23 protein-coding genes are annotated in these 23,976 nt (G+C 72.1%); 7 read left to right on the top strand and 16 right to left on the bottom strand.

Annotated elements, in window-relative coordinates; genetic code table 11:
* Nucleotides 1–7: 7 nt before the first annotated feature.
* The 3 genes from QSK36_RS13545 to QSK36_RS13535 are packed head-to-tail and all read right to left on the bottom strand — an operon-like array spanning nucleotide 8 to nucleotide 1,857.
* On the bottom strand, nucleotides 8–253 hold the full coding sequence (locus tag QSK36_RS13545) for a DUF8836 family protein (protein ID WP_205830246.1): 246 nt from the start codon (nucleotides 251–253) through the stop codon (nucleotides 8–10).
* Nucleotides 254–259: 6 nt separating this feature from the next.
* The gene (locus QSK36_RS13540; RefSeq protein ID WP_182898433.1) at nucleotides 260–1,009 is read right to left on the bottom strand and encodes a sulfite exporter TauE/SafE family protein; all 750 of its coding nucleotides are present in this window, start codon (nucleotides 1,007–1,009) and stop codon (nucleotides 260–262) included.
* Nucleotides 1,010–1,068: 59 nt separating this feature from the next.
* A complete protein-coding gene (locus QSK36_RS13535; protein WP_079316427.1) occupies nucleotides 1,069–1,857 on the bottom strand; it encodes an ABC transporter ATP-binding protein in 789 nt (262 codons plus the stop codon).
* 71 nt (nucleotides 1,858–1,928) lie between these two features.
* Between QSK36_RS13535 and QSK36_RS13530 the strand changes: the two genes are divergently transcribed.
* A complete protein-coding gene (locus QSK36_RS13530; RefSeq protein WP_502883311.1) occupies nucleotides 1,929–2,654 on the top strand; it encodes an Rv1486c family protein in 726 nt (241 codons plus the stop codon).
* Between the two features lie 18 nt (nucleotides 2,655–2,672).
* On the opposite strand, the gene QSK36_RS13525 is transcribed toward QSK36_RS13530, so the two are convergent.
* From QSK36_RS13525 to QSK36_RS13510, 4 genes are all read right to left on the bottom strand, one after another.
* Nucleotides 2,673–3,581, bottom strand: a complete 909-nt coding sequence (locus QSK36_RS13525; protein WP_285782641.1) for an LLM class flavin-dependent oxidoreductase — start codon at nucleotides 3,579–3,581, stop codon at nucleotides 2,673–2,675.
* A 40-nt stretch (nucleotides 3,582–3,621) separates the two neighbouring features.
* On the bottom strand, nucleotides 3,622–4,713 hold the full coding sequence (locus QSK36_RS13520; protein WP_285782640.1) for an NAD(P)/FAD-dependent oxidoreductase: 1,092 nt from the start codon (nucleotides 4,711–4,713) through the stop codon (nucleotides 3,622–3,624).
* 85 nt (nucleotides 4,714–4,798) lie between these two features.
* Complete coding sequence (locus tag QSK36_RS13515; RefSeq protein ID WP_285782639.1) at nucleotides 4,799–5,263, bottom strand: MarR family winged helix-turn-helix transcriptional regulator; 465 nt, start codon at nucleotides 5,261–5,263, stop codon at nucleotides 4,799–4,801.
* Nucleotides 5,264–5,327: 64 nt separating this feature from the next.
* Nucleotides 5,328–5,849 carry a MarR family winged helix-turn-helix transcriptional regulator gene (locus QSK36_RS13510; protein WP_221263817.1) on the bottom strand — a complete coding sequence of 174 codons (522 nt, stop codon included), beginning with the start codon at nucleotides 5,847–5,849 and terminating at the stop codon, nucleotides 5,328–5,330.
* A 124-nt stretch (nucleotides 5,850–5,973) separates the two neighbouring features.
* Here QSK36_RS13510 and QSK36_RS13505 point away from each other — a divergent pair, with 124 nt between their 5' ends.
* Nucleotides 5,974–7,236: an amidohydrolase family protein gene (locus QSK36_RS13505; protein ID WP_183537585.1), complete on the top strand. Its 1,263-nt coding sequence runs from the start codon at nucleotides 5,974–5,976 to the stop codon at nucleotides 7,234–7,236.
* A 45-nt stretch (nucleotides 7,237–7,281) separates the two neighbouring features.
* Here QSK36_RS13505 and QSK36_RS13500 read toward each other — a convergent pair whose 3' ends face one another.
* Nucleotides 7,282–7,905, bottom strand: a complete 624-nt coding sequence (locus QSK36_RS13500) for a response regulator (protein ID WP_183537586.1) — start codon at nucleotides 7,903–7,905, stop codon at nucleotides 7,282–7,284.
* Nucleotides 7,902–9,077 (bottom strand): GAF domain-containing sensor histidine kinase, encoded by a 1,176-nt coding sequence (locus QSK36_RS13495; protein ID WP_285782638.1) that lies wholly within the window; start codon nucleotides 9,075–9,077, stop codon nucleotides 7,902–7,904. Before QSK36_RS13495 ends, QSK36_RS13500 begins: the two co-directional genes overlap by 4 nt.
* A 125-nt stretch (nucleotides 9,078–9,202) precedes the next feature.
* On the opposite strand from QSK36_RS13495, the gene QSK36_RS13490 reads away from it, so the two are divergent.
* From QSK36_RS13490 to QSK36_RS13480, 3 genes are read left to right on the top strand one after another with little or no spacing between them, the layout of a single operon-like run.
* Nucleotides 9,203–9,865 (top strand): SDR family NAD(P)-dependent oxidoreductase, encoded by a 663-nt coding sequence (locus QSK36_RS13490; protein WP_285782637.1) that lies wholly within the window; start codon nucleotides 9,203–9,205, stop codon nucleotides 9,863–9,865.
* Nucleotides 9,862–10,995: an S-adenosylmethionine:tRNA ribosyltransferase-isomerase gene (locus tag QSK36_RS13485; RefSeq protein ID WP_285782636.1), complete on the top strand. Its 1,134-nt coding sequence runs from the start codon at nucleotides 9,862–9,864 to the stop codon at nucleotides 10,993–10,995. The genes QSK36_RS13490 and QSK36_RS13485 overlap by 4 nt, the downstream gene beginning before the upstream one ends.
* Before the next feature lie 41 nt (nucleotides 10,996–11,036).
* Entirely contained in the window at nucleotides 11,037–11,627 is a 591-nt protein-coding gene (locus QSK36_RS13480) for a hypothetical protein (RefSeq protein WP_182898093.1), read from the top strand.
* 72 nt (nucleotides 11,628–11,699) lie between these two features.
* Here QSK36_RS13480 and QSK36_RS13475 read toward each other — a convergent pair whose 3' ends face one another.
* On the bottom strand, nucleotides 11,700–12,668 hold the full coding sequence (locus tag QSK36_RS13475; RefSeq protein WP_285782635.1) for a lysophospholipid acyltransferase family protein: 969 nt from the start codon (nucleotides 12,666–12,668) through the stop codon (nucleotides 11,700–11,702).
* On the bottom strand, nucleotides 12,665–13,399 hold the full coding sequence (locus QSK36_RS13470) for a GNAT family N-acetyltransferase (RefSeq protein ID WP_183537592.1): 735 nt from the start codon (nucleotides 13,397–13,399) through the stop codon (nucleotides 12,665–12,667). The genes QSK36_RS13475 and QSK36_RS13470 overlap by 4 nt, the downstream gene beginning before the upstream one ends.
* Before the next feature lie 199 nt (nucleotides 13,400–13,598).
* Here QSK36_RS13470 and serB point away from each other — a divergent pair, with 199 nt between their 5' ends.
* Nucleotides 13,599–14,822, top strand: a complete 1,224-nt coding sequence (gene serB, locus QSK36_RS13465) for a phosphoserine phosphatase SerB (protein WP_285782634.1) — start codon at nucleotides 13,599–13,601, stop codon at nucleotides 14,820–14,822.
* A gap of 4 nt (nucleotides 14,823–14,826) precedes the next feature.
* Here the strand turns inward: serB and QSK36_RS13460 are convergent, their stop codons facing one another.
* From QSK36_RS13460 to QSK36_RS13440, 5 genes are all read right to left on the bottom strand, one after another.
* On the bottom strand, nucleotides 14,827–16,959 hold the full coding sequence (locus QSK36_RS13460) for an FUSC family protein (protein WP_285782633.1): 2,133 nt from the start codon (nucleotides 16,957–16,959) through the stop codon (nucleotides 14,827–14,829).
* Nucleotides 16,960–17,445, bottom strand: a complete 486-nt coding sequence (locus QSK36_RS13455; RefSeq protein ID WP_285782632.1) for a SixA phosphatase family protein — start codon at nucleotides 17,443–17,445, stop codon at nucleotides 16,960–16,962.
* 169 nt (nucleotides 17,446–17,614) lie between these two features.
* Nucleotides 17,615–19,948 carry a sodium-translocating pyrophosphatase gene (locus QSK36_RS13450; RefSeq protein WP_285782631.1) on the bottom strand — a complete coding sequence of 778 codons (2,334 nt, stop codon included), beginning with the start codon at nucleotides 19,946–19,948 and terminating at the stop codon, nucleotides 17,615–17,617.
* 519 nt (nucleotides 19,949–20,467) lie between these two features.
* Nucleotides 20,468–20,896, bottom strand: coding sequence for an ATP-binding protein (locus QSK36_RS13445; protein WP_183537596.1), 429 nt, complete (start codon nucleotides 20,894–20,896; stop codon nucleotides 20,468–20,470).
* A gap of 19 nt (nucleotides 20,897–20,915) precedes the next feature.
* Entirely contained in the window at nucleotides 20,916–21,266 is a 351-nt protein-coding gene (locus QSK36_RS13440; protein WP_030506779.1) for an STAS domain-containing protein, read from the bottom strand.
* 145 nt (nucleotides 21,267–21,411) lie between these two features.
* On the opposite strand from QSK36_RS13440, the gene QSK36_RS13435 reads away from it, so the two are divergent.
* Nucleotides 21,412–23,946: a DEAD/DEAH box helicase gene (locus QSK36_RS13435; protein ID WP_285782630.1), complete on the top strand. Its 2,535-nt coding sequence runs from the start codon at nucleotides 21,412–21,414 to the stop codon at nucleotides 23,944–23,946.
* Nucleotides 23,947–23,976: the final 30 nt, after the last annotated feature.

Raw genomic sequence — 23,976 nt, 5'->3', positions numbered from 1 at the left:
GCCCGGGTCAGCCGGTGTCCGGGCCGCGGTCGTCGGCGGGATGTTCGACCAGCGCGAGGACACGGTTGGACATGAACCTCGCGGTGCGGACGGGAGTGCCCGCCCGCGTGACCTCGGTGACCTCGACCACTCCGCGGCCCGTCGTGATCTCGATCCGGCGGCCCGCCCTGGTCGCGACCACCTCGTAGGTGCGCGGGGTGCCCCCCGCATCGATGACGATCTCCACCCGGTCGCCCTTCACAAGGGCAGACATACCCTTTCAGGACACCAGCTTCACTATCGCCACGATTCCCACGACAACAATGAATCCCCGCAGCAAGGGTGCGGGCAGCCGGCGGCCCAGGCGGGCGCCGAGGAAGCCGCCGACGGCAGAGCCGAGCGCGACCATCAGCACGGCGGCCCAGTCCACCGGCGCGATGAACGCGAACAGCACCGCGGCCGTGGCGTTGACCAGCAGCGACAGCAGGTTCTTCGCCGCGTTCACCCGTTGCAGGTCCTCGTCGAGGAAGCTGCCGAGCAGGCCGATCAGCACGATTCCCTGGGCGGCGCCGAAGTAGCCGCCGTACATGCCCGCGCCCAGGACGCCCAGCCACAGCCACGGCCCGCCGTGAGGGTGCGGCCTGCGCCGTACGGCCAGCCACTCGTTGATCCTCGGCTGGAACACCACGAGGAGGCAGGCGACCGCGATGAGCACCGGGACGATGACCTTGAACGCCTCGGCGGGCAGGCGCAGGAGCAGCACCCCGCCGGCGAGCGAGCCGATCACGGACGCGACGCCGAGCCGGAGCAGCCGCTCGCGCTGCCCCTTCAGCTCGGCACGGTAGCCGAGCACTCCAGTCACGCCGCCGGGCACGAGGCCGACGTTGTTGGACACGTTCGCGACGATCGGCGGGAAGCCGACGGCCAGCATCGTCGGGAACGTGATGAGCGAACCCGATCCCACGACGGCGTTGATGGCCCCGGCCCCGACACCGGCCGCGAAGACCGCGGCCGCCTCCCACGGCGTCACTCGCACCTCTCCCTCGTACGGCTATCCGCCAAGGGTAGGCGCCGGGCTCCGCGTGGAGGTCAGAGGGGACGGGCGTACCAGCGGCCCTCCTGGCCGCGGTCGAGGTGCAGCGGCACGCCGAAGGTCGCGGACAGGTTCTCCGGCGTCATCACCGAGTCGATCGGCCCCTGGTCGACCACCGAGCCGTGCCGCAGCAGCAGCACGTGCGTGAACCCGGCCGGGATCTCCTCGACGTGGTGGGTGACCAGCACCATCGTGGGTGACTTCGGATCCCGGGCCAGCGCGCCGAGGCGGCGTACGAGGTCCTCGCGGCCCGCGACGTCGAGCCCGGCGGCGGGCTCGTCGAGCAGCAGCAGCTCGGGGTCCGGCATGAGCGCCCGGGCGATCTGCACCCGCTTGCGCTCGCCCTCCGACAGCGTGCCGAAGCGCCGCCGGATCAGGTGGGCGCAGCCGAGCTGGTCGATGAGCTCGACCGCCCGGGTGACGTCGTGGGAGTCGTACTCCTCCGTCCACCGGCCCAGGATCGCGTACGACGCGGTGAGCACGAGGTCGATGACCTTCTCGTCCGGCGGGATGCGCTCCGACAGGGCCGCGCTGGCCAGGCCGATCCGGGGCCGCAGGTCGAACACGTCCGTCTGGCCGAGCCGCTCGCCGAGGATCTCCACCGAGCCCTCGGACGGGAACAGCAGCGATGCGGCCACCTGGAGCAGCGTCGTCTTCCCCGCGCCGTTGGGCCCGATCACCACCCAGCGCTCGTCTTCCCGGACGCTCCAGTCGATGCCGCGCAGCAGGGCGGCGCCGTCCCTGCGGACGGCCACGTCCTGAAGCTGAAGCACCTGACCGCCCATGTGGGCCCCCTCCCGTGGTTCGCTGAGATAAAACTATGGCAGTCCGACCACATATCGTGGATCGGGTGCGCATCGATTCACCGATCTCCGCCACGCTCGTCGCCTGGGGCAATGCCTGGCTCGGGGGACACGTGAGTCTGGAGCACGCCCTCGACCGCGTCGAGCGCGAGGCCGGGCCCCAGGTGGTGGCGGCGGATGACGTCGAGACCCCCTTGCTCGCCTACCTCGTCGATCGGCGGATCGAAGGCCTCGGCGCGTTCCGGCTGGCCCTGCCGGTGCCCGGCGACCCGCTCGGGCTCACCGGCCCGCCCGCCTTCAACGGCGCCGCGATCGACGCGGGCCAGGCCGTCGTGGCCGTGCTGTCCGGCCGGTGCCTCGGTCTCGTGCCGTCCGCCGACAGGCGCGGCTCGTCGTACTCCGGAATCCGCTGGACCGTGGCCGAGGCGTCGGCCGTCCCGCCCGACGTGCCGTCGCTGGCCGAGGCGGAGCAGGCGCTGCGGACCGCCATGATGGCCGCCACCGAGGCGCTGCTGGGCGTGGGCGGCCCGGCGCAGGGCTTCCCGGCGCCGGACACGCTCGACCGCGCGGGCGAGGCCCTCGCCCCTGGCTATCCCGGCAGGGCGCACCGGGTCGGCGCCCTCGCCGCCCGGCTGTCGGCCGCGCTCCGCCTCGCCGACGAGCGGGGGCTCACCTCCGGGCAGGTCGCCGCACGCGGGCAGGCCCTGCGCGACCTCGACCGCGCCGTACGGCGGGCCAGGGTGGCCGCGCACAACGCGATCGTGGAGTCCCAGGTCTGACGTGCGCCCGGACCGGGTTCACCGCTTGGCGATCGCCTCGCGGACGGCGGGCACGACGTCCTGGGCCCAGCGGGCCAGGAGGGTGAGGTCGGGGGCGCCGTGGTCGGCGAAGAAGAGCGTGAAGCCCGACGCGCCGTGCTCCAGCACGGCGCCGGTCAGCTCCTCGACCCACTGGCCGGCGGAGCCGCCGATCCAGCGGCCCTCCGAGTCACGGGTGGCGGGCAGCGGCCGGTCGGTGATGCGGCCGGGGAAGTTGAAGACCGTGCGGATCTCGCGCGGATCGCGGCCGACGGACGCCGCCGCCTCGTCGATGACCGGCCGCGACGTGCGGTAGCGCTCGCTCAGCCAATCGGCCGCGTGGCCGGGGATCCAGCCGTCCGCCACCCGGCCGGTGGCGGCCAGGGATTTGCGGCCGACCGATCCGGTCCACACGGGCGGCGCGGGTACGGGGGCCGGCTCGATCTGGTTCACCTGGTAGTGCTTGCCCTGGTAGGTGACCGGAGGGCCGCCGCCGGACAGCAGCTTGACCAGGACGATCGCCTCCTCGAAGGCGTCCACGGCGTCGCCGGGCGTCAGCCGCGGCACCCCCATGTCGGCGATGCGATCCCACAGCCCGCCCGCGCCCATGCCGAGCACGACCCGGCCGCCCGACAGCGCCGACAACGACGTCACCATCCTGGCCAGCATGGGAGCGGGCCGGGTCGGCAGGTTGGTGACGTTGGCGAAGCCGGCGATGTGCTGCGTACGCCCGAGGATGAAGCCGAGCGCGGCGTAGGCGTCCACACGTCCGCCGAGGTAGGGATGGTCCGACAACGTGAAGATGTCGAGTCCGTCCCGGTCGGCCTGCTGGACCATGCGCAACAGCTCGGGTATGTCCTCGATGCCGGAATGCGCGCCAAACCCGAAGACGACGTCATGTGCTGACAACGTTCTGCCTTTCTGTATGCGGACAGGCGTTTCGTCCATGTCAGGCGGCACCGAACTGCTCGGTGAAGCGGCCGGTGAACAGGTCGGCCCCCTTGTACGCCGAGACGGTCTCGGCCGGGACGACGACCGGTCCGTCGGGGCTGGGCAACTGGCCGACACCGCCACGCGGGCCAAGCGGGAGCAGGATCATGGGGTAGGGCAGCGGCCGGTAGGTGGCCTCCGGCTGCTCGCCGCGCAGCTGGGCGACGATGTTGCGGGCCACCACCTCGGCGTGCTGCATCGCGTACCCGGCCATCTTGGCCTCGGGGACGTCGGTGATGTCGCCGATGGCGTAGACGTGCTCGTAACCGTGGACATTGAGGGTCTCGGTGACGGGAACCCGTCCCTGCGGCGTACGCGTCGTCAATCGGCCGTCGGCGAGGTAGTCGCTGTTGACCCGCACGCCATGGGCGCGGAACCAGATGTCGGCGGTGATCTCCTCCCCACCGGTCGTTGTGACGGTGAAGGTCTCCGCCTGGCCGGGTTCGGTCACCGGAGGTGCGGTCAGGCCGGCGCCCAGCCGCAGGTGGATGTCCAGGCCATCGAGCTGGCGGTGCAGTTCCTGGCGCATCTCCTCGGGGAAGGCGGCCAGCAGTCGCTCGGCGGGGTCGACGATGGTCACGTGCTTGTGCGGCCAGACTTCCTTGATCTCGCCGGCCAGTTCGAGACCGACCGGCCCGGCGCCGAGGATCAGCACCCGTTCGGCGCCGGCCAGTTCCTTGTGGGTCCGGCGCAGGTCGTCCAGGACGTCGTCCATTGAGTCGGAGGCGGGTTTGGCCGGGTAGGTGTAGCTCGAACCGGTGGCCAGGACCAGGTAGTCGGTCTCGACCCGCCGGCCCGAGGCCAGGGTGACGCCGCCGGGGTCCACCGAGACCGCGCGCTCGCGCACCACCGTGCCGCGCCTGAGCCACTGGTCGTAGGGGAAGAACATGGTGCCCGCCCAGTCCGGCTGGGTCAGCGCCCGCAGGGAGCCTGCCGTGTTGACGAACGCGTCCCGGGGGTCGATGAGGACGACGTCGGCCTCGGCGTCCAGCGCCTTCGCGAGCGCGGAACCCCCGTAGCCTCCGCCGACGACCGCGACTGTACGACTCATCTTTCACGCTCCAACGCAAGAAATGGATGCAGTTCGTACTACGAACCATATTAGTTCGCAGTACGAACTGCAACCTTTCTCGTGTTCAGTGCGTGGAGTCCGGCTCCATGAAGACGCTGGGGACCTTGTTGTCCGTCACGACACGGCCGAGCAGGGCGGCGAGCGCGTCGCGCTCCGCCGGCGCCAACCCCGAGACCAGTTCCTCGATGCGGCGGCAGGTCTCGGTGTAGAACTCGTCGGCCAGCTCGGCGCCCTCCCCGGTGAGCGCCACCCGCACCGCCCGGGAGTCCTGGGGGTCGGGAGTCCGCTGGACCAGTCCGTTGCGCTCGCTGCGGTCCACCAGACCGGTCAGGCTCGACTTCGCCAGGCCGAGCATCGCGCCCAGTTCGCTCATGCCGTAGGGCTGCGCCATCAGGACGCACAACAACTGGCCCTGCTGCTGGGTGAGGCCGTACTCGCGGGCGGAATTCGCGTACACGGCGTTCACCAGGAATGTGGATCGCACCAGTGCGGCCACCGTCCCGATCTGGACGCCGACATCCTTACTCACCGGTCCAGAGTAACCAATTCGCGAGACGAACTACCGCTTCCGCCGAAGCATGCGGAGGGGACGGCTATCGGGACGACTGGATCGGGGCGGCGGCCCGGTCCACGTTGTCGGCCACGCGCCGGAGCAGCCGGATCAGTTGCTCCGCCTCCTCGTCGGTGAGACCGGACAGCGCGTCCCGCTCCCCCTGCACCAGCGCGTCGCGCACCAGGTCGAGCCGGTCCCGCGCCAGGTCGGTGACGGAGAAAAGGCTGCCCCGCCGGTCACGGGGATTGGGCTGCCGGCGCACCAGACCGTCACGCTCCATCCGCGACAGCATCTCGGCCATCGTCGGCTGTTCGACCCGCGCCAACCGGGTCAGGTCCTTCTGCGACAGCGGGCCGCCTTCTGCCAGTGTCAGGAGCACCGCGGCGTTGGCCATGCTCAGCCCGAGAGGGCGCAGCCGCAGCTCATGAAGGCGGATCACCTTCCTCGACGAGCTGTTGATCCAGAAGGCGACATAGCGCTCCGGAACCCACCGCTCCTCCTCGCCCTCCATCGGCGCCTCTCTCCCGATCGACCTGGCGTCCGGCATGGGCACGTGACGCATGTCCCGCGGGCACCCGTCCGCCGCCCGGCAAAAGGCTACCGACACCGTACGCCCTCGTTGCATAGGGCCCTATGTATCTGTTTACATAGGGCCCTATACATCAGCTCGGCAGACTGGACGAACCATGAAGACAGCCATCGTCAACGCCCGGGTGTTCGACGGCGAGAGGCCGATCGGCCCCGCCGGGGTGCTCGTCGGCGACGGGCGAATCCTCGCCGTGGGAGGGGACATGCCCTCCGACGCCGAGGTCGTCGACGCCGCCGGGGCGACCCTCCTCCCCGGCCTGATCGACGCCCACGTCCACACCAGCGAGGACTCCCTCGCGCTCGCCCTGACGTTCGGTGTGACGACGGAACTCGAGATGCAGGGCGGGCACACCCGGCACAGCCGCGCCCACATCGAGGACGACGACACGCTCGCCGACGTCCGCTCCGCCGGCTTCGGTCTCACGGCGCCGGGCGGGCATCCCAGCGAACTGGTCCCCGAGGACTTCGACATCCGTCCCTTCATCGGGCGCGGCGGCCGGGCGTCCGGCGGGGACGGCGCGCCGGATGACCGGTGGCAGGCCGGCCCTCCCCCGGAACCGCACGTCACCACCCCCGAGGAAGCGGTGGCGTGGATTCCTCGCCTCGTGGCTTCGGGCTCGGACTACATCAAGTTCATGGTCGACGACGGGACCGTCGAGGGGCACCCGGGCCTTCCCATGCTCGACCAGGCGACACTGGACGCCGGCGTCGCCGAGGCCCACCGGCACGGGATGCTCGCCATCGCCCACGCGCTCACCGTCGACGCCACCCGCATGGCGATCGAGGCGGGCGTGGACGGCCTCGCCCACCTGTTCATGGACCGCCCGCACACCCCCGAGATCATCCGGATGATCGCCGGCTCCGGCGCCTTCGTCGTCGCGTGCGTCTGCCTGAACGCCTCGCTGATGGGGATGACCGGCGAGGCGCTGGCCGACGACCCGCGGGTGAGCAGGCGTCTCGACGACCGCTGGGACAAGACCCTGCGCGGCAGCTTCAACAGCTACCCCCAGGGCAGGCTCGACGACGTGCTGGCGTCCGTGGCGGCCCTGCACGAGGCCGGTGTGGACGTCCTCGTCGGCACCGACACCTCCATCCCCGTGCCGTTCCTCGGCGGGCTGGCCCACGGCGCGAGCGTGCACCACGAACTGGGATTCCTCGTCCGCGCCGGTCTCACCCCGTCCGCGGCGCTCCACGCGGCGACCGCCGCCACCGCCCGGCGGTTCCGGCTGGACGACCGCGGGCGCATCGCCCCGGGGCTGCGCGCCGACCTCCTCCTGGTCGACGGCGACCCCACCACGGCCATCGGCGACACCCTGAACATCCGGGCCGTCTGGCGGCGCGGCGCCCGGCTGGCGGGGTGAGCGGGCGGCTGGCGGGGTGAGCGGGCGGAGTGAGCCGGCGGACGCTCAGGCCAGGCCGTGGCGCACCGCGTAAAGCGCGGCCTGGGTGCGGTCCTGCACGCCGAGCTTCATGAGCACGTTGGAGACGTGGGTCTTCACGGTCTTCTCCGCCACCACGAGCTCGCGGGCGATCTCCCGGTTCGAACGGCCGGCGGCGAGCAGTCGCAGCACCTCGCGTTCCCGGTCGGTCAGCGCGGACCCCGCCCCGTCCTGCTCGCGGTCCGCCGGGCCGGCCAGCATCGCCTCGGCCGCCTCCGGTGCGAGCAGGACCTGCCCGCCGTACACGGCCCGGATCGCCTGCACGAGGGCGCCGGGGTCCACGTCCTTGTAGAGGAAGCCCGCCGCGCCCGCCCGCATCGCCGGAGCCACGTCGCCGCGGTCGCTGACCGAGGTGAGGACGATCACCCGCACGTCCCGGCCGGACAGCTCCGCGAGCGCGCCGAGGCCGTCGAGCACCGGCATCTTCAGGTCGAGCAGCAGCACGTCGGGGGCGAGCGCGCCGGTCATCTCGACCGCCTCGGCGCCGTCGGCCGCCTCCCCCACGACGCTGATGTCCTCCTGGATCTCCAGGAACGTACGCAGGCCCTGCCGTACGACGGGGTGGTCGTCGGCGATGAGCACGCGGATCACGCGGGCACCTCCAGTCGTACGGTCGTGCCGCGGCCGGGCGCCGAGGAGACCGTCAGTGTGCCGCCGACGGCCTGGGCCCGGTCGCCCATCGACGGCAGCCCCAAGCCGTGCACGCCCGCCTCATCGAAACCGGCGCCGTCGTCGGACACCTCCAGCACCAGCGCGTCCTCCCGATGCGCGAGCCGTACGTCGATGCGGGCGGCCCTGGCGTGCCGTACGGCGTTGTGCAGCGCCTCCTGGGCGACCCGGAGCACGGCGACCTCGATCTCGGGCGCCAGGTCGAGGCCGCGGTCGCCCGGCGGCTCGCCCTCGGTCGTGAAGGCGACCGTCATGGGGTGCAGGCGGTCGAGGAGGGCCGCCTGCTTGCGCAGGCTCTCCACCAGGCCGTGCCGGTCCAGCTCGGCCGGGCGCAGCTCCACGATCACCGCGCGCAGCTCGGTCAGCGCCTCTCCCGCCATCCGCTCGACCCGCTCGATCGCCTCGGCCGCCCGCTCGGGGTCCGTACGCGTAAGCGCGGCGGCGGCCCGCGCGGTCAGCCGTAGCGAGAACAGCTTCTGGCTGACGGCGTCGTGCAGCTCGCGGGCCATCCGGGTGCGTTCCTCGACGACCGTGAGCTCGCGCCCCCGCTCGTACAGCCGGGCGTTGGTGATCGCGATGGCGGCGTGCGCCGCGAACAACGTCAGCAGTTCCTCGTCGGCCTCGTCGAACCCGCCGGGCGTCCGCTTGTTGGACAGGAAGATGATCCCGAGGACCGTGTCGCCGTCCGTGATCGGCACACCGAGGAAGTCCTTGAGGATGGGGTGGGCCTTCGGCCACCACTCGAACCGGGGATCCCTGCGGATGTCGGGCAGCCGCACCGGCGTCCCCTCGCGGAGCATCGCGCCCAGCATGCCGTGCTGGCGCGGGGTGGGCCCGATGGCCTCCCACTGCTCGTCGGAGATGCCCTCGGCCACGAACTCGGCGAACGCGCCGTCGTCGTCCGGCACGCCGAGCGCGGCGTACTTCGCGTCGAGCAGCCGCGCCGCGGACCGCACGATCACCTGGAGGACCTCGCGGACCGACAGGTGGCGGGTGACGGCGAGCACGGCCGAGCTGACCGCGTGCAACACCGCGTCGCGGTCCCGCACGGAGGCGGCGGCGGGGTCGGCGGCGGGGTCGGCAGGCTCGGGCACGGGACACAGACTAGGACCACCGACGAAGGGCCCGCGTCGGCCGCAGGACCTAGACCCAACTGCCGAGCGACGGCCGGACCTCGGTCCGATGTGCACCTGACGTGCTGATTTCTAGCGTGAAGCGCATGAAGCACGCACTCATCACCGGAGCGTCGCGAGGGCTGGGACTCGCTCTCGCCAAGGCGCTCGCCGCCGACGGCTGGTCACTCCTCCTCACCGCGCGCGGCGAGGAGGACCTGATGTCGGCGGCCTTCGACCTCGGCGCCCGGGCCATCCCCGGAGACGTCGCCGACCCGGCGCACGTGGCCAGGCTCGCCGAGTCCGTGCCCGAGCTGGACCTCCTGGTCAACAACGCGAGCGGGCTCGGCCCCGCCCCGATGCCCAGGCTCGCCGACTATCCGCTGGACGCGCTGCGCGCGCTGTTCGAGACGAACGTGATCGCGCCGCTCGCGCTGGTGCAGGCGACGCTGCCCGCGCTGCGCAAGCGGCGGGGCGCGATTCTCAACATCTCCTCCGACGCCGCCGTCGAGGCGTACGAGGGCTGGGGCGGCTACGGCGCGACCAAGGCCGCCCTCGACCAGGTGTCGAACGTCCTCGCCGCCGAGGAGCCCGACGTGGCGGTCTGGTGGGTGGACCCGGGCGAGATGCGCACCCGCATGCTGGCCGACGCCGTGGGCCCGGAGGAGGCCGGGGCAGCGCCGCCGCCCGAGAGCGTGGTCCCGGCCCTGCTGCGCCTCGTGGGCACCCGCCCCGCCCCCGGCCGCTTCACCCGGGGAGAGCTGGAATGACCGCCAGGGACCCCCACACCGCCGTCCCGACCCGGACCGAGCCCCCCGCGAAGACCGCCCCCGGCCCGGCGAACGGCCCGGACGCGACGCCGGCCGGGGTCAGGCCGTACGGCGCGGGGGGATCGTTCGAGTTCGCGCTGGCGGCGCCGCTGGAGGCGCACGAACCGCCGGAGGCGCGCGGGCTGCGCCGCGACGAGGTCAGGTTGCTGGTGTCCCGCCGTGACACCGGCGAGGTCACCCACCACGTCTTCGCCGACCTGCCGTCGCTGCTGTCCCCCGGCGACCTGCTGGTGGTCAACAACTCCACCACCCTGCCCGCGGCGGTGCGGCTCGACCGCCTGGCCGTCCACTTCTCCGGCCGCCTCGCGTCCGGTGAGTGGCTGGTCGAGCTGCGCCGCCGTACGGCGACGGCGACGGCGCCCTACTCCGGCGCCGCGCCCGGCGAGTGGCTGCCGCTCCCGGGAGGTGCCACGCTGCGCCTGCTGGCGCAGGAGACGCCGCGCCTGTGGCGTGCCCACCTGGACCGCGACGTGCTCTCCTACCTCGCCGCGCACGGCGTGCCCATCCGGTACGGCTACGTGGGGCGCGACTGGCCGCTCGCCGACTACCAGACGGTCTTCGGGGTCGAGCCGGGCAGCGCGGAGATGCCCAGCGCCGCCCGGCCGTTCACCCCGGAGCTCGTCACCGACCTGGTCAGCCGGGGGATCGGCGTCGCGCCGATCACACTGCACACCGGGGTCGCGTCACCGGAGAAGGACGAACCGCCCTATCCCGAGTGGTTCTCGGTCTCCCCGTGGACGGCACGGCTGGTGAACATCACCCGCAAGCACGGGGGCCGGGTGATCGCCGTCGGCACGACCGTCGTACGGGCTCTGGAGACCGCCGCACTCGACGCCCACGCCCCGGGCCCGGTGCGGGCGGCGTCGGGCTGGACCTCGCACGTCGTCACGCCGGCGGGAGGCGTGCGAGCGGTGGACGGCCTCGTCACGGGCCTGCACGAGCCCCGCTCCAGCCACCTGATGATGCTGTCGGCGATCACCGGGACCGGCGTGCTGGCCCGCTCGTACGAGGCGGCGCTGGAGGAGGGCTACCTCTGGCACGAGTTCGGCGACAGCCATCTCATCCTCTGATACGTGATCAAACCGTGATCTCGATCGTCAAGGCTGACCGCATGCGTACCCTCATCGGCAAGCCGACCGCGCTGCTGGCCGTGCCACTGGCCGCGGGCGCGCTGGTCGCGTCCGGCGCGCCCGCCTCCGCCGCGTCGTCGGCCGCGTCCACCGCGTCCACCTCGTCCACGGCGGTCGCAGCGTCCGCGGCGTCTGCGGCGACCACGGCTGCCTCGGCGCCCGTCCGCATCCAGATCAGCTATCCCTACAGCGTCCGTGCCGGGCGCGTGGTGTCGTTCAAGGTCAGGCTCATCAACAAGCTCAGGACCAAGACCGACGAGATCTTCCTCGCGGTCAAGTTCCCCAAGAACGTCACCAAGACCCGGATCTACGTCCCGCACGGCTCCAACTACCACGAGCACTGCACGCGGGAGCGGACCCGCGCGCTGTGCGTGCTGCCCGGTCTCAAGAAGGGCAACAGCTACACGTTCTGGGCGAAGGCCCAGGTGAGCGGGTCCGCCCGCGGCAAGCTCTACGGCTACTTCGGCGGCGCGGTCGTCGACACGTCGACGAACACCGACCCCAGGGAGCTGCTCAGCGAGTTCGGCGACAGCATCGGCTGGGTGAAGTCGAAGAGCTCGATCTACCGCTGAAATCCGTCCAATCCACCACGGCGCCCGCCCGGCCTCGCCGGGCGGGCGCCGTCGATCGTGGGACGGCCCCCGTCAGGCCGCCACGGCCTGCTCCTCGGGCTCCATGAGCCCCGTCCTGACCTGAGCCTCGGCGATCCGCGCCAGCGCCGCCCGCGCCTCCCTCCGGTGAACCGGCCCGCCGTACGCGGCCGGACGGTCCGGCCGAACGGCCGGAAAGACCGTCACCTCCGCGACGAGGTCCCTGGTGGAGACGATCCGCAGGACGGACGCGAGCAGCGTGTCGTCCCCGACATACGACGGCCGAGTGGAAAGGGCGGCCCGCTCCCGCTCCCCCGTACCTCCATGAACCGCAGTGCCTCGGTCGGCCGCAGTGCCCTCCAGGAAACGCAGCGCCAGCGGCCGCACGGGCACCCCCGCGTCGAGCGCCGCCTGGAACACCGCGGGCCGGAAGCGCCCCATCTCACGCCCGCACCACGTCGTGCCCTCGGGGAACGCGGCCACGCTCTCGCCGCGCCGCAGCGCGGCGGTCATGTCCGCGACGACCCCGGGCAGGGCGGACAGCCTGTCCCTGTCGATGAACAGCGCGCCGCCCCCGGCGGCGAGCGTGCCGACGATCGGCCACCTGCCCACCTCCGCCTTGGCGAGCGGGCGGCAGGCGAAGGTCGCCGTGATGACCAGGGGGTCGAGCCAGGAGACGTGGTTGCCGACGAGCAGGGCGGGCCCGTCCTCCTCCGGCACGGCTCGCGCCCGCGCCGAACCCCCGATGCAGGAGAACCCGCGGCGCGTCACGATCCTGATGCCGAGGGCCCGCAGCAGCAGACGCGACCACCGCGTCGTGACCGCCCCGCGCCGCGCCGTACGGCCCAGCGCGAGCGCGATCGGCAGACCGGCGAGCAGCACGGCGGCCGCGCCCGCCAGCCGGGCGGCCCGCCGCAGGGGGCCGGCCGTACGCGCCTGCGCGCGCAGGCACACGTCGGGCGCGCAGGGAGACACCGGCAGCCAGGCGGAGGAGGCCGCCGGCAGGTGCGCGACGGCGCTCACCGCGTCTGTCCCAGGAAGTGCCGCAGGTAGCGGGGGTCGGCGTCGGCCACGGAGAGCAGCACGAAGAAGTCCGCGGTGCCGAAGTCCGGATCGTGGGCGGGAGCGCCGCAGATCCACGCGCCGAGCCGCAGGTAACCGCGCAGCAGCGGCGGCAGCACGAACCGGTCGGGGCGGGGCACCCCGGCGTCGCGCCAGGGCGTGTGCGGCGTGACGCGATACTCCTCGGGCCCCAGCTGGACCCGGTCGACGACTCCGGCGGCGACCGCGCCGCCGTCGTCCAGGGGCACCGAGCAGCAGCCCGCAAGCCAGGCGTGGCCGCGACTGGTCATGTAGTGCGCGATTCCGGCCCACATCAGGGCGACGACCGTGCCGCCGCGGTGGTCGGGGTGCACGCACGTGCGCCCGGCCTCGACCAGGTCGCCGCGCAGGCCCTTCAGCGCGCCGAGGTCGAACTCGGAGTCGGAGTAGAGCCGGTCGGAGCGGCGGGGCGGCAGCAGGCGGTAGGTGCCGACCACCGTGTCACCCTCGCGGACGAGGAGGTGGTCGCAGTACGCGTCGAGCGGTTCGGCGTCGAGCCCGCTCAAGGGGGAGTCGAGCCGGGCGCCCATCTCCCCGGCGAACACTTCGTAGCGCAGGCGCTGGGCGGCACGCAGGTCCGCGGCGCTCTCGGCGAACCCGACGGTGTAGCGGCCGGAGCCCAGGGAGTGTTGAGACTGCAGAGAGATCGTCATGCGCGTCGCGTCCTTCCTCGGGGGGTGTCGGCCACGATGAGGCGGACGGCGCAGGGCGTCCCGGACTGGCCTGCTTCGCGGCCCACCACCATGACGACATGCGGAAATGACAGCGGAGCCTCAGGGCGGGGGCATGAAGGCGTCCGCATCGTGAACCTCGTGCGCGCTCATGACAAGCGGCGCAGTAACCTCAAACAACGTGAACCAGCGCACGCTCCTGATCACGCTGACCGGTCCGGATCGCCCGGGCGTCACCTCGCGGCTGTTTTCCGTACTGGCCGGGTTCCCGGTCGTCGTGGCCGACGTGGAGCAGGTCGTCATCCGAGGCCGCCTCACCCTGGGCGTACTCGTCGCCTACGCCGGGGGGCCACCCACCGGCACCGGAGGCACGATCGGCGGCCTGTGGACGGCCGTCGAACAGGTCGCCGCCGACCTCGACATGGACCTGGAGATCGCGACCGGCACGATCTCCAAGGAGAAGCGACGACGCGGACGACTGCACGTCACCGTCCTGGGCGCGCCGCTGCTGCCCGCCGCCATGGCCGGGATCTCCGGCCGGATCGCGGCGAGCGGCGCGAACATCGACAGGATCGAGCGGCTGTCGAGCTATCCGGTGACGTGCATCGAGCTCGCCGTGTCCGGCGCCGACCCCCAGGCGATGCGCGCGGAACTGGCCGCGGAGGCGGCGGCGCAGCAGGTGGACGTGGCCGTGCAGCGCAGCGGCCTGCACCGCCGCGCCAAGCGTCTCATCGTGATGGACGTCGACTCGACGCTGATCCAGAACGAGGTCATCGAGCTGCTGGCCCGGCACGCCGGATGCCTGGACGAGGTCGCCCGGGTCACCGACGAGGCCATGCGCGGCGAGCTCGACTTCGCCGAGTCGCTGGTCAGGCGGGTCGCGCTGCTCGAAGGGCTGTCGGAGGAGGTCTTCGAGAAGGTCGTCAAGGAGGTCGTCCTCACCCCCGGCGCGCGCACGCTGGTGCGGACCCTCAAGCGGCTCGACTACCGCTTCGCCATCGTGAGCGGCGGCTTCACCCAGATCACCGACTCCCTGGTGGCCGACCTCGGCATCGACTACTCGGCCGCCAACACCCTTGAGGTCGTCGACGGCCGGCTCACCGGCCGGGTCGTCGGCGAGATCGTGGACCGGCCGGGCAAGGCCCGCGCGCTGGAGCGCTTCGCCGCCGAGTCGGGCATCCCGCTGAGTCAGACCGTCGCGATCGGCGACGGCGCCAACGACCTCGACATGTTCGCCGTCGCCGGGCTCGGCATCGCGTTCAACGCCAAGCCCATCGTGCGGCAGGCCGCCGACACCGCGGTCAACGTGCCCTACCTCGACTCGATCCTCTACCTGCTCGGCATCTCCCGTGAGGAGGTCGAGGCGGCCGACGCCGAGGACGGCATGCCGCCCGCCATGGCCTGAGACCTCAGGGCCTGTTCGCGAAGGCGCCGGCCGCCGCCGCGCACAGCCGTACGGCGTCGGCGTCCAGCGAGCGCAGCGCTTGGTCGACGGCGGCGGTGCGCAGCAGTGCCAACCCCGAGCCCGGCTCGGTGGCGTTCGCCTCCAGCTCGCTGAGGCGGCGCTCGGCCTGGGCGCCGACCCACACGGCGTCGTCCGCGAGCCCCCGGCTCACCTCCGCCGCCGGCTCGTACGGCTCCCGCCCCCGCACGGCCTGCGCGGCGGCCCGCAGATGGTCGGCAACGGCGTCCAGGACGTCGGGGACAGGCCCGGCGCCGGTGGGCTCGTCGCGCAGCACCGAGATCAGCGTCAGCAGGTCGTCGCGGACCCGCTGGGCGGCCTCCAGGGCCTCGTCGACGGCCTCGGGGGCCGTGCCGCCGGGTTCCTTGGCGATGTAGCGGAGCGCCCCCGTGACCATCTCGGCGTCCACCGCGGCCTTCCTGATCCGCTCCTCGGCCCGCTCGGCGCCCGCCTTCCCCCTGGCCAGCTGCGCCAGCGTCCGGGCGACCGCCGCGTGCGAGTCGAGCATCCGGCCGACCCGCTCGGCCAGCCGTTCCGTCTCCCCCCGCGGCCACAGCAGCCGCGCGCACGCGATGGCGATGACGCCGCCGACGACGGTCAGCACGACCCGCGACTCGGCGATCCGCGCGGTCTGCGGCACCTGGAAGTCGAGCAGCAGCAGCACGCACATCGTCATGAACGTCGCCCAGTAGGCCTGGTGCGTCGGGGCCAGGCCGAACGCCAGCGCGGCCGACACCCCGATCAGCGCGACGAGCGTCCAGTGACCCGGCGCGATGTGCAGGATCGCGGCCGAGACCAGACCGCCGGCCGTGCTGCCGCCCACCCGCGCCCACACCTTGGCCCGCGTCTCCCCGTACGTCGGCTGGATGGTGACCAGCACCGCGATCACCAGCCAGTGCGGGAACGCGGGTTTGAAAAGCACGATGACGATCGAGGCGAAGGCGGTGCCGAGCACGACCCGCAGGGCGTGCCGCACGCGCGGGTCGTCGAAGGCGAGCGACGGGGGAACCGCCAGCGTGGCCAGATCGAGGCCGGGCGCGCACAGGCGGTGGGCCGCCTCGGTGGAGCCGTCGAGCGCCTCCTGGATCCGCCCGGCGCTGTGCGCGATCTGCCGGAGGAGGACGAGCACGACCATCTCGCGCTCGCCGCCGGCGGCCCGGTCGCGCAGCCGGTCCACCCGATCGCCGAAGTCCACGGCGGGCACGTGCTCGGGCGGGCACTCGGCCAGGTAGGCCCGCAGCGACGCGGACAGCGAGCCCAGGAGGTCGCCGAGCCCCGCGTCGTCCGCCGCGCCGGGCGCACGCCGGGCCAGCGTGTCGCACAGCCCCCGCAACGCGATGATCTCGTGGAACACCCGGCGCAACGCGAGCGCGACGTCCTCGGCCGCCCTCGACCGCTCCCACCGGACGCGGCGGGCCCGGGCCATGCGGACCTCGGCGATCGCGTCGGCGGCCTTCCTCCGGCGCTCGTCCCACTCCTCCTGGCCCACCGCGGGGTCGGCCACGGCCTCGACCAGCCCGGCCAGGATGTCGGCCGTCTCCCCCAGCATCGTGACGACCGGGCGCGTGCGCCGCCACGGCCAGGGCAGGGTGAGCAGGACGGCCGCCAGCAGACCGCCGAGCAGTTGCAGGCCCGCGTGCGGCACGGGGTCGAGCGGCAGCGGGTTGGCGGCGGTCAGCAGCAGCGTGAGCGCCGGGGTGACGCCGATCGGGCGCACCAGGCCGCCCAGCCCGGCCAGGGCCGAGGCGACCAGGACCATGAGCCAGCTGCTGCCCGACAGCAGGATCCCCAGCGACGTCCCCACGCCGACCGACAGCACGACGCCGAGCAGGTAGGGCGTGCGCATGCCCGCGGGGTTCGCGATGGTCCGCGCCGCGACCAGCCACGCGCCGAGGCCGACCGTCGCACCGCCCGCGGGGTGCCCGATGAGCAGGCCCGTGAGCAGCGGGATCACCAGGCAGGCGGCCCCGGTCAGGCCGAAACCGAGCGCGAGGCGTGGATCCTCCAGCCTCGGCGCCCTGGCGAGCACGACGTTCCTGAGCGGCAGGCGCTTCTTACTACCCGCCTTGCCGGGCCGCAATCAGGTGCGGCTCACATGGATCAGCCGTCCGGTGCCGGGGGCGACGTCCTCCCACGGCACGTCCAGCTCGATCACCGCGTACGCGCCGGGCGGGAAGCCGTCGAGCCTGGCGTCGGTCAGGGCGGCGACGAGCTCGTGCACGCCCGGGTTGTGGCCGACGAGCACGACCGACGCGATCTCGCCGTCCGTACGGCGCAGCACGCCGAGCAGGTCGTCGGGGTACGCCTCGTAGATGTCGCGTTCGATCTCGACGGGGGCGTCGAGGCCGAGCAGCTCGGCGGTCCTGCGGGTGCGGACCGACGGCGAGCACAGGACGAGTCCCGGGGTGAGCCCTGAGGTGAGCCCGGGGACCAGTCGCCGGATCTCCTCCCCGGCCGCCCGGGCGTCCCGTTCACCGCCGGGGGTGAGCGGACGTTCGCTGTCCGGGAGGCCGGGCGCGTGGCCGGCCTTGGCGTGCCTGACCACGACGAGCGTCCGGACGCTCATGGCATGGCCCAGACAGCGAGGCCCACGATCACGGCGATCATCACCGCCATGGTCAGCAGGATCAGCGCCAGCGTCCTGCCCCCGTTCGGCTTGTCCATAAGTGCTCAGTGTATGGAGAAGGTCCCCCGCTCCATGAGCGAGGGACCTTCGGGCCGTGTTGCGAGCCGCGTCAGTGGGCGACGGGCTCCGTGGCGCGGGAGGCCTCGTCGGCCTCGCCGGACGGGGCGATGCCCGTGGCGCGGCGCTTGGAGACGACCACGGCGCCGACCACGATCGTCACCGCGACGACCGTCGCGGTGACGCGGACCGCGACGTTGTCGGCGTACGCGACGACGGCCGGGGCGATCAGCAGCGCAACCAGGTTCATCACCTTGATCAGCGGGTTGATGGCCGGGCCCGCGGTGTCCTTGAACGGGTCGCCCACGGTGTCGCCGATCACGGTGGCGGCGTGCGCCTCCGAGCCCTTGCCGCCGTGGTGGCCGTCCTCGACCAGCTTCTTGGCGTTGTCCCAGGCGCCGCCGGAGTTGGCGAGGAACACCGCCATCAGCGTTCCTGCCGCGATGGCACCGGCCAGGTAGGCGCCGAGCGGCGCGTATCCGAGCGCGAAGCCGACCGCGATCGGGGTCAGCACGGCGAGCAGGCCGGGGGTCGCGAGCTCGCGCAGCGAGTCGCGGGTGCAGATGTCCACCACGCGTCCGTAGTCCGGCAGCTCGCTGCCGTCCATGATCCCCGGCTTGGTGCGGAACTGCTCGCGCACCTCGTACACGACCCGGCCGGCGGCGCGGCCGACGGCGCTGATCGCGAGGCCGGAGAACAGGAACACCACGGCCGCGCCGACGATGAGGCCGACCAGGACGTTCGGGGCGTCCACCGACAGGCTGAAGTTGGCGAACGAGCCCAGGGCGTTCTTCACGCCCTGCGACGCCTTGGCCAGCTCGCCCTCGACCGCGGTGCGGAACGAGCCGAACAACGCGGTCGCCGCGAGCACGGCGGTCGCGATCGCGATGCCCTTGGTGATGGCCTTGGTGGTGTTGCCGACCGCGTCCAGGGAGGTGAGCACGCGGGCGCCCTCGCCCTCGACGTCGCCCGACATCTCGGCGATGCCCTGGGCGTTGTCGGAGACCGGGCCGAAGGTGTCCATCGACACGATCACGCCGACCGTGGTCAGCAGGCCGGTGCCCGCGAGGGCCACGGCGAACAGCGCCACGGTCACGTTGCCGAAGCCGAGCAGGAAAGCGCCGTAGACCGCGCCGCCGATCAGCAACGCCGAGTAGACCGCGGACTCCAGGCCGACCGAGATGCCGGACAGGATGACGGTGGCGGGACCGGTGAGCGAGCTCTCGCCGATCTCCCGCACCGGACGCCGGTTGGTCTCGGTGAAGTAGCCGGTGAGGATCTGGATGGCGCTGGCCAGGACCAGGCCCACGAGCACCGCGCCGATGGCGATCAGGCGCGGGTCGGCGGTGAGCGCGGCGACGTCCGCGGAGGCGCCGGACAGTTCGGCGAAGCTCGACGGGAGGTACGCGAACGCCGCGACGGCCACCAGCACGGCCGAGATGGCGGCGGAGATGAAGAAGCCGCGGTTGATGGCGGCCATGCCGGAACGGTCGTTGGAGCGGGGAGCCGTGGTGAAGATGCCGATGACGGCCGTGATCACGCCGATCATCGGGACGATCAGCGGGAAGACCAGGCCCTCGGTGCCGAACGCGGCCTTGCCCAGGATCAGGCTCGCCACCAGGGTGACGGCGTACGACTCGAACAGGTCGGCGGCCATGCCGGCGCAGTCGCCGACGTTGTCACCCACGTTGTCGGCGATGGTGGCGGCGTTGCGCGGGTCGTCCTCCGGGATGCCCTGCTCGACCTTGCCGACCAGGTCGGCGCCGACGTCGGCGGCCTTGGTGAAGATGCCGCCGCCGACACGCATGAACATCGCGAGCAGCGCGGCGCCGAAGCCGAACCCCTCGAGGACGTTCGGCGCGTCGCCCTTGTAGACCAGCACGACGATCGCGGCGCCCAGCAGGCCCAGGCCGACCGTGAACATGCCGGCGACGCCGCCCGTGCGGAACGCGATGCGCATCGCGGTCCTCTCACCCGACTCGCGGGCGGCGGACGCGACGCGGACGTTTCCGCGTACGGCGAGCCACATGCCGATGAAACCGGTCAGCGCGGAGAACACCGCACCGACGACGAAGAAGACGGACCGGCCGATGCGCTCCCCGGTCGAGCCCGCCGGGAGCAGCAGAAGCAGGAACGGAATGATGACGACGAATATCGCAAGCGTCCGGAACTGCCGCGTGAGGTATGCGGCGGCGCCCTGCTGCACGGCACGCGCGATGTTCTGCATTCGCTCGGTGCCCTGCCCGGCGGCGAGCACCTCGCGCACCAGGCCGCCCGCGACGGCCAGAGCGAGCAGAGCCACGACGGCGACGACTATGACAAGGGTGAGATGGGAACCGTTCAACGCTACCGCTGCGCTCTCGCCAGCGGCGTGATAGGCAGACATCCGTCCTCCTCGGCCAGACGGGTTTCGGTCCTGCCCGGACGGCGCCGACGATCCGACTGGCCGTGCGGCGCACTTCCGGGCGGTTGGCAAGTGCCGCTTCCGGTTGCATCCGCAATACCTTGGCCGGTGCCGGGAGTCTACGCAGCGACGCCACGGATATGAAGGCCCTCGTGCCCCGTAATCGAGGCGGCGTCCAGTAATGGACGAACATTTGCACCGCTATGAACGTGCTTTGACCAGCGGAGTCAGGGGCGTGGCGGCGATGGTCGCCCTGGTTACGGTACTCCCTTGTCCCTTGTTTCGGGCCGTCCGAAATTAGGCCGGGTATAGCAAAAGATCGAGTGTCACGCCGGGGGCGACACTCGATCTGCTCGAAGGTCTCGCCTCGAAGACCTCACCCCGAAGGGTCGTCGAAGGTCGTCGAGGTCCTTGAAGGTCCTCCTCGGATGTCCCCGGAAGCCCTCGGCTCTCTTCTGAGGCTCTGGGATCTCTTTCGGAGGTTCTCTGAGGCTTCGCAGGTCAGAGGGCGGCGATGCCTTTGGGCGACGCGGGCCAGCTCATGCGGATGCGCATGCCCTTCGGCCCGGGAAGCACCTCGACGTCGTCGGCCAGCCCCGCGATGACCGCGATGCCCAGATTGTCGATCTCGGGCATGAGGTTGTCGTTCGCCTCCAGCACCTGGGGCGTCACGTCCTCGCCCGGGGCGGCGTCGGTGACCGTCACCTCGAAACGCCCCGCGTCATCGCGTAACTCGATGCGTACCGGCTCCCCCGGGCAGTGGAGGCGGTGCGCCTCCACAGCCCGCGAGCACGCCTCTCCGACGGCGAGCCGCACCTCGTCCAGGATCGCCTCAGCCACTCCCGTGCGCCGGGCGATGGCCGTGGCGACCAGCCGGGCCGTACGCACGTGGGCGGGCAGAGCGCTGAACGTCAGCTCGACGGTGGCCATGTTGCTGAGTCCTCGGCCGTCACTTGTCCCGGCCGTGGGCTTCCTTGGCCTCCTCGACCGAGGCGTAGATCCCGAAGACCTTCGTCAAGCCCGTGATGCGGAAGATCTTCAGGATGCGCTCCTGCGTGCAGACGAGCTCCAGGGAACCGTCGTGTGCCCGCACCCGCTTGAGGCCGCCGACCAGCACGCCAAGGCCTGTCGAGTCGAGGAAGTCCACCTTCTCCATGTTCACGAGCAGGTGGAAGTTGCCCTTGTTGACCAGGTCGATCAGCAGCTCACGCAGTCTGGGCGCGGTGTAGACGTCGATCTCACCCTCGACATCGACGATGGTGAGATTGTCCTCGGAATGGTGGTCCAACTTCAGATCCACAGATCCTCCAGCGCCTTACTTGCGTAGGTCTCGATACAGGTCATGCATCCTGGTAGTCCAGAGGCACGACCCGATGCGCGGCATTCAACCACGCTACGACTCCGTGTCTATACGAAATCACGACTCCGGGCGACTCTCCCCGCAGATGCCAAACTGGAAACCAGTGACTCCGACTTCTTCGTCCTCTGCCCGAACAGGCGACCTTCTCACCCGTCTGCTCGCGGTTCCCGCACGCCGGGGGCGCGTGACTCATGTGGAGCATGTTCCAGCACGTCAGGCAGGTGAGGCAAGGTGGCCGGAATGGGCCCCTGACCTGCTGGTCTCGCGACTGCGTCTGCAGGGGGTCTCCGGCCTGTGGGAACACCAGTTTATGGCCGCCGAGCTGGTTAAACGTGGCCAAAACGTGATCATTGCCACAGGGACCGCGTCCGGGAAGTCCCTGGCCTACCTGGTGCCGGCCATCACGGAGATCTTCTCCGGTGGCACCGTGCTGTATCTCACCCCGACCAAGGCGCTCGCCGCCGACCAGCTCAGGGCCCTGCGCAAGCTGCGGCTGACGCAGGTGCGCGCCGCGACGTACGACGGCGACACCCCGCCCGAGGAACGCCGGTGGGTCCGCCAGAACGCCAACTACGTGCTGACCAACCCGGACATGCTGCACAGGTCGATTCTGCCCCGGCACTCGTCCTGGTCGTCATTCTGGCGGCGGCTACGGCTGGTGGTCGTGGACGAGTGCCACGGCTACCGGGGCGTCTTCGGCTCCCACGTCGCCCAGATCCTGCGCCGGCTGCGCCGGGTCGCCGCCAGATACGGCTCCTCCCCGGTGTTCCTGCTGGCGTCGGCCACCGCGAGCGACCCCGCCGCCGCAGGAGTGCGTCTGACCGGCCTTGAAATGGCCGAGGTGACCACGGACGCCTCCCCCAGGGGTTCGACCACCTTCGCCCTGTGGGAGCCGCCTCTGACCGATTTACGCGGGGAGAGCGGGGCCCCGGTCCGCCGTACGGCCACGGCCGAGGCGGCCGACCTCCTGGCGGACCTCGTGATCGAGGACGTGCGCACTCTCGCGTTCGTCCGCTCCCGCCGCGCCGCGGAGGCCGTGGCCCTCACCGCCCGCCGCACGCTGGAGGAGGTCGAGGCCCTCCTCGACGCCGGGCCCGCGCCGTACGGGGAGTACGCCGAGGGCGTGCAGGAAGAGGTGAGCCGCCCGAACGACGGCGGAGCTTTCGACGGCGCTTCTGGCGAGGCCTTCGACGGGATCGGCGGGCGGGGACGGTCCTCCGCGGCGGCCACCGAGAGCGGAGAGCCGGCTGAGATCGACGCGGGGCTCCGGACAGATCGTGGAGGAGGGCGGCTGGCCGACCGGGTGGCGGCCTACCGGGCGGGCTACCTCGCCGACGACCGGCGGGTGCTCGAAAAGGCCCTGCGCTCGGGCGAACTGACCGGCCTGGCCACCACCAACGCGCTCGAACTCGGCGTCGACGTCTCAGGGCTCGACGCGGTCCTCATCGCCGGATGGCCCGGCACCCGCGCCTCGTTGTGGCAGCAGGCGGGCCGGGCCGGCCGCGCGGGCCAGGACGCGCTGGCCGTGCTGATCGCGCGTGACGACCCGCTGGACACCTACATCGTCCATCATCCGGAGGCGGTGTTCGGACGGCCGGTTGAGGCCATCGTCCTCGACCCCGACAATCCGTACGTGCTGGCGCCCCACCTGTGCGCGGCCGCCGCGGAGATCCCGCTGACCGAGGACGACCTGGAGATCTTCGGCCCGGCGGCGCGGGGCGTGCTCGACGACCTCGTGAGCCAGGGACTGCTGCGCAGGCGCCCCACGGGGTGGTTCTGGACGAGCCGGGACCACGCGGCCGACCTGGCGGACATCCGCGGCTCTGGCGGTGCGCCGGTGCAGGTCGTGGAGGCGTCCACCGGTCGCCTGCTGGGCACGGTCGACGAGCCGTCGGCGCACACCATGGTCCATCACGGAGCCGTCTACCTGCACCAGAGCGAGACGTTCGTGGTCGACGTGCTCGATCTGGACGCGGGGGTCGCCCTGGTCACCGCCGCCGAACCGGACTACGCGACCTTCGCGCGGGACGTCACCGACATCCGGGTGATGGAGTCGCTGCGTTCGCGGCCCTTCGGGCCCGGCACTCTGCACTTCGGCTCGGTGGAGGTCACCCGCCAGGTCGTCTCGTACCTCAAACGGCGCACCCAGACCGGGGAGGTCCTCGGCGAGGAGCCGCTCGACCTGCCGCCGCGCACGCTCTGCACACGCGCGGTCTGGTGGACCCTGCCCACGCCCGCACTCGCCGACCTCGTCGAGCCCGGACACGCTGTGGATCTCGGCGGGGCCGCGCACGCGGCCGAGCACGCCTCGATCGGCCTGCTGCCCCTGTTCGCGACCTGCGACCGCTGGGATATCGGCGGCGTGTCCACCGAACTCCACCCCGACACCGGCCTGCTCACGGTCTTCGTCTACGACGGCCACGACGGAGGCGCGGGCTTCGCCGAGCGCGGGTACGCCCGGGCGTCCGACTGGCTGACGGCGACGCGGGAGGCGATCGCCTCATGCGAATGCGAACGCGGCTGCCCGTCCTGCATCCAGTCCCCCAAGTGCGGCAACGGCAACGAGCCGCTCGACAAGGCCGGAGCGATCCGCCTCCTCGACATCCTCCTGGGCGCCTGACCCGGCGCGCGGAACACGTCAGGCTGCGGA

This window comes from Microbispora sp. NBRC 16548 (genome assembly GCF_030268985.1).
Classification (GTDB): Bacteria; Actinomycetota; Actinomycetes; order Streptosporangiales; family Streptosporangiaceae; genus Microbispora; species Microbispora catharanthi.
This window is presented reverse-complemented; position numbering and strand designations above follow the sequence as displayed.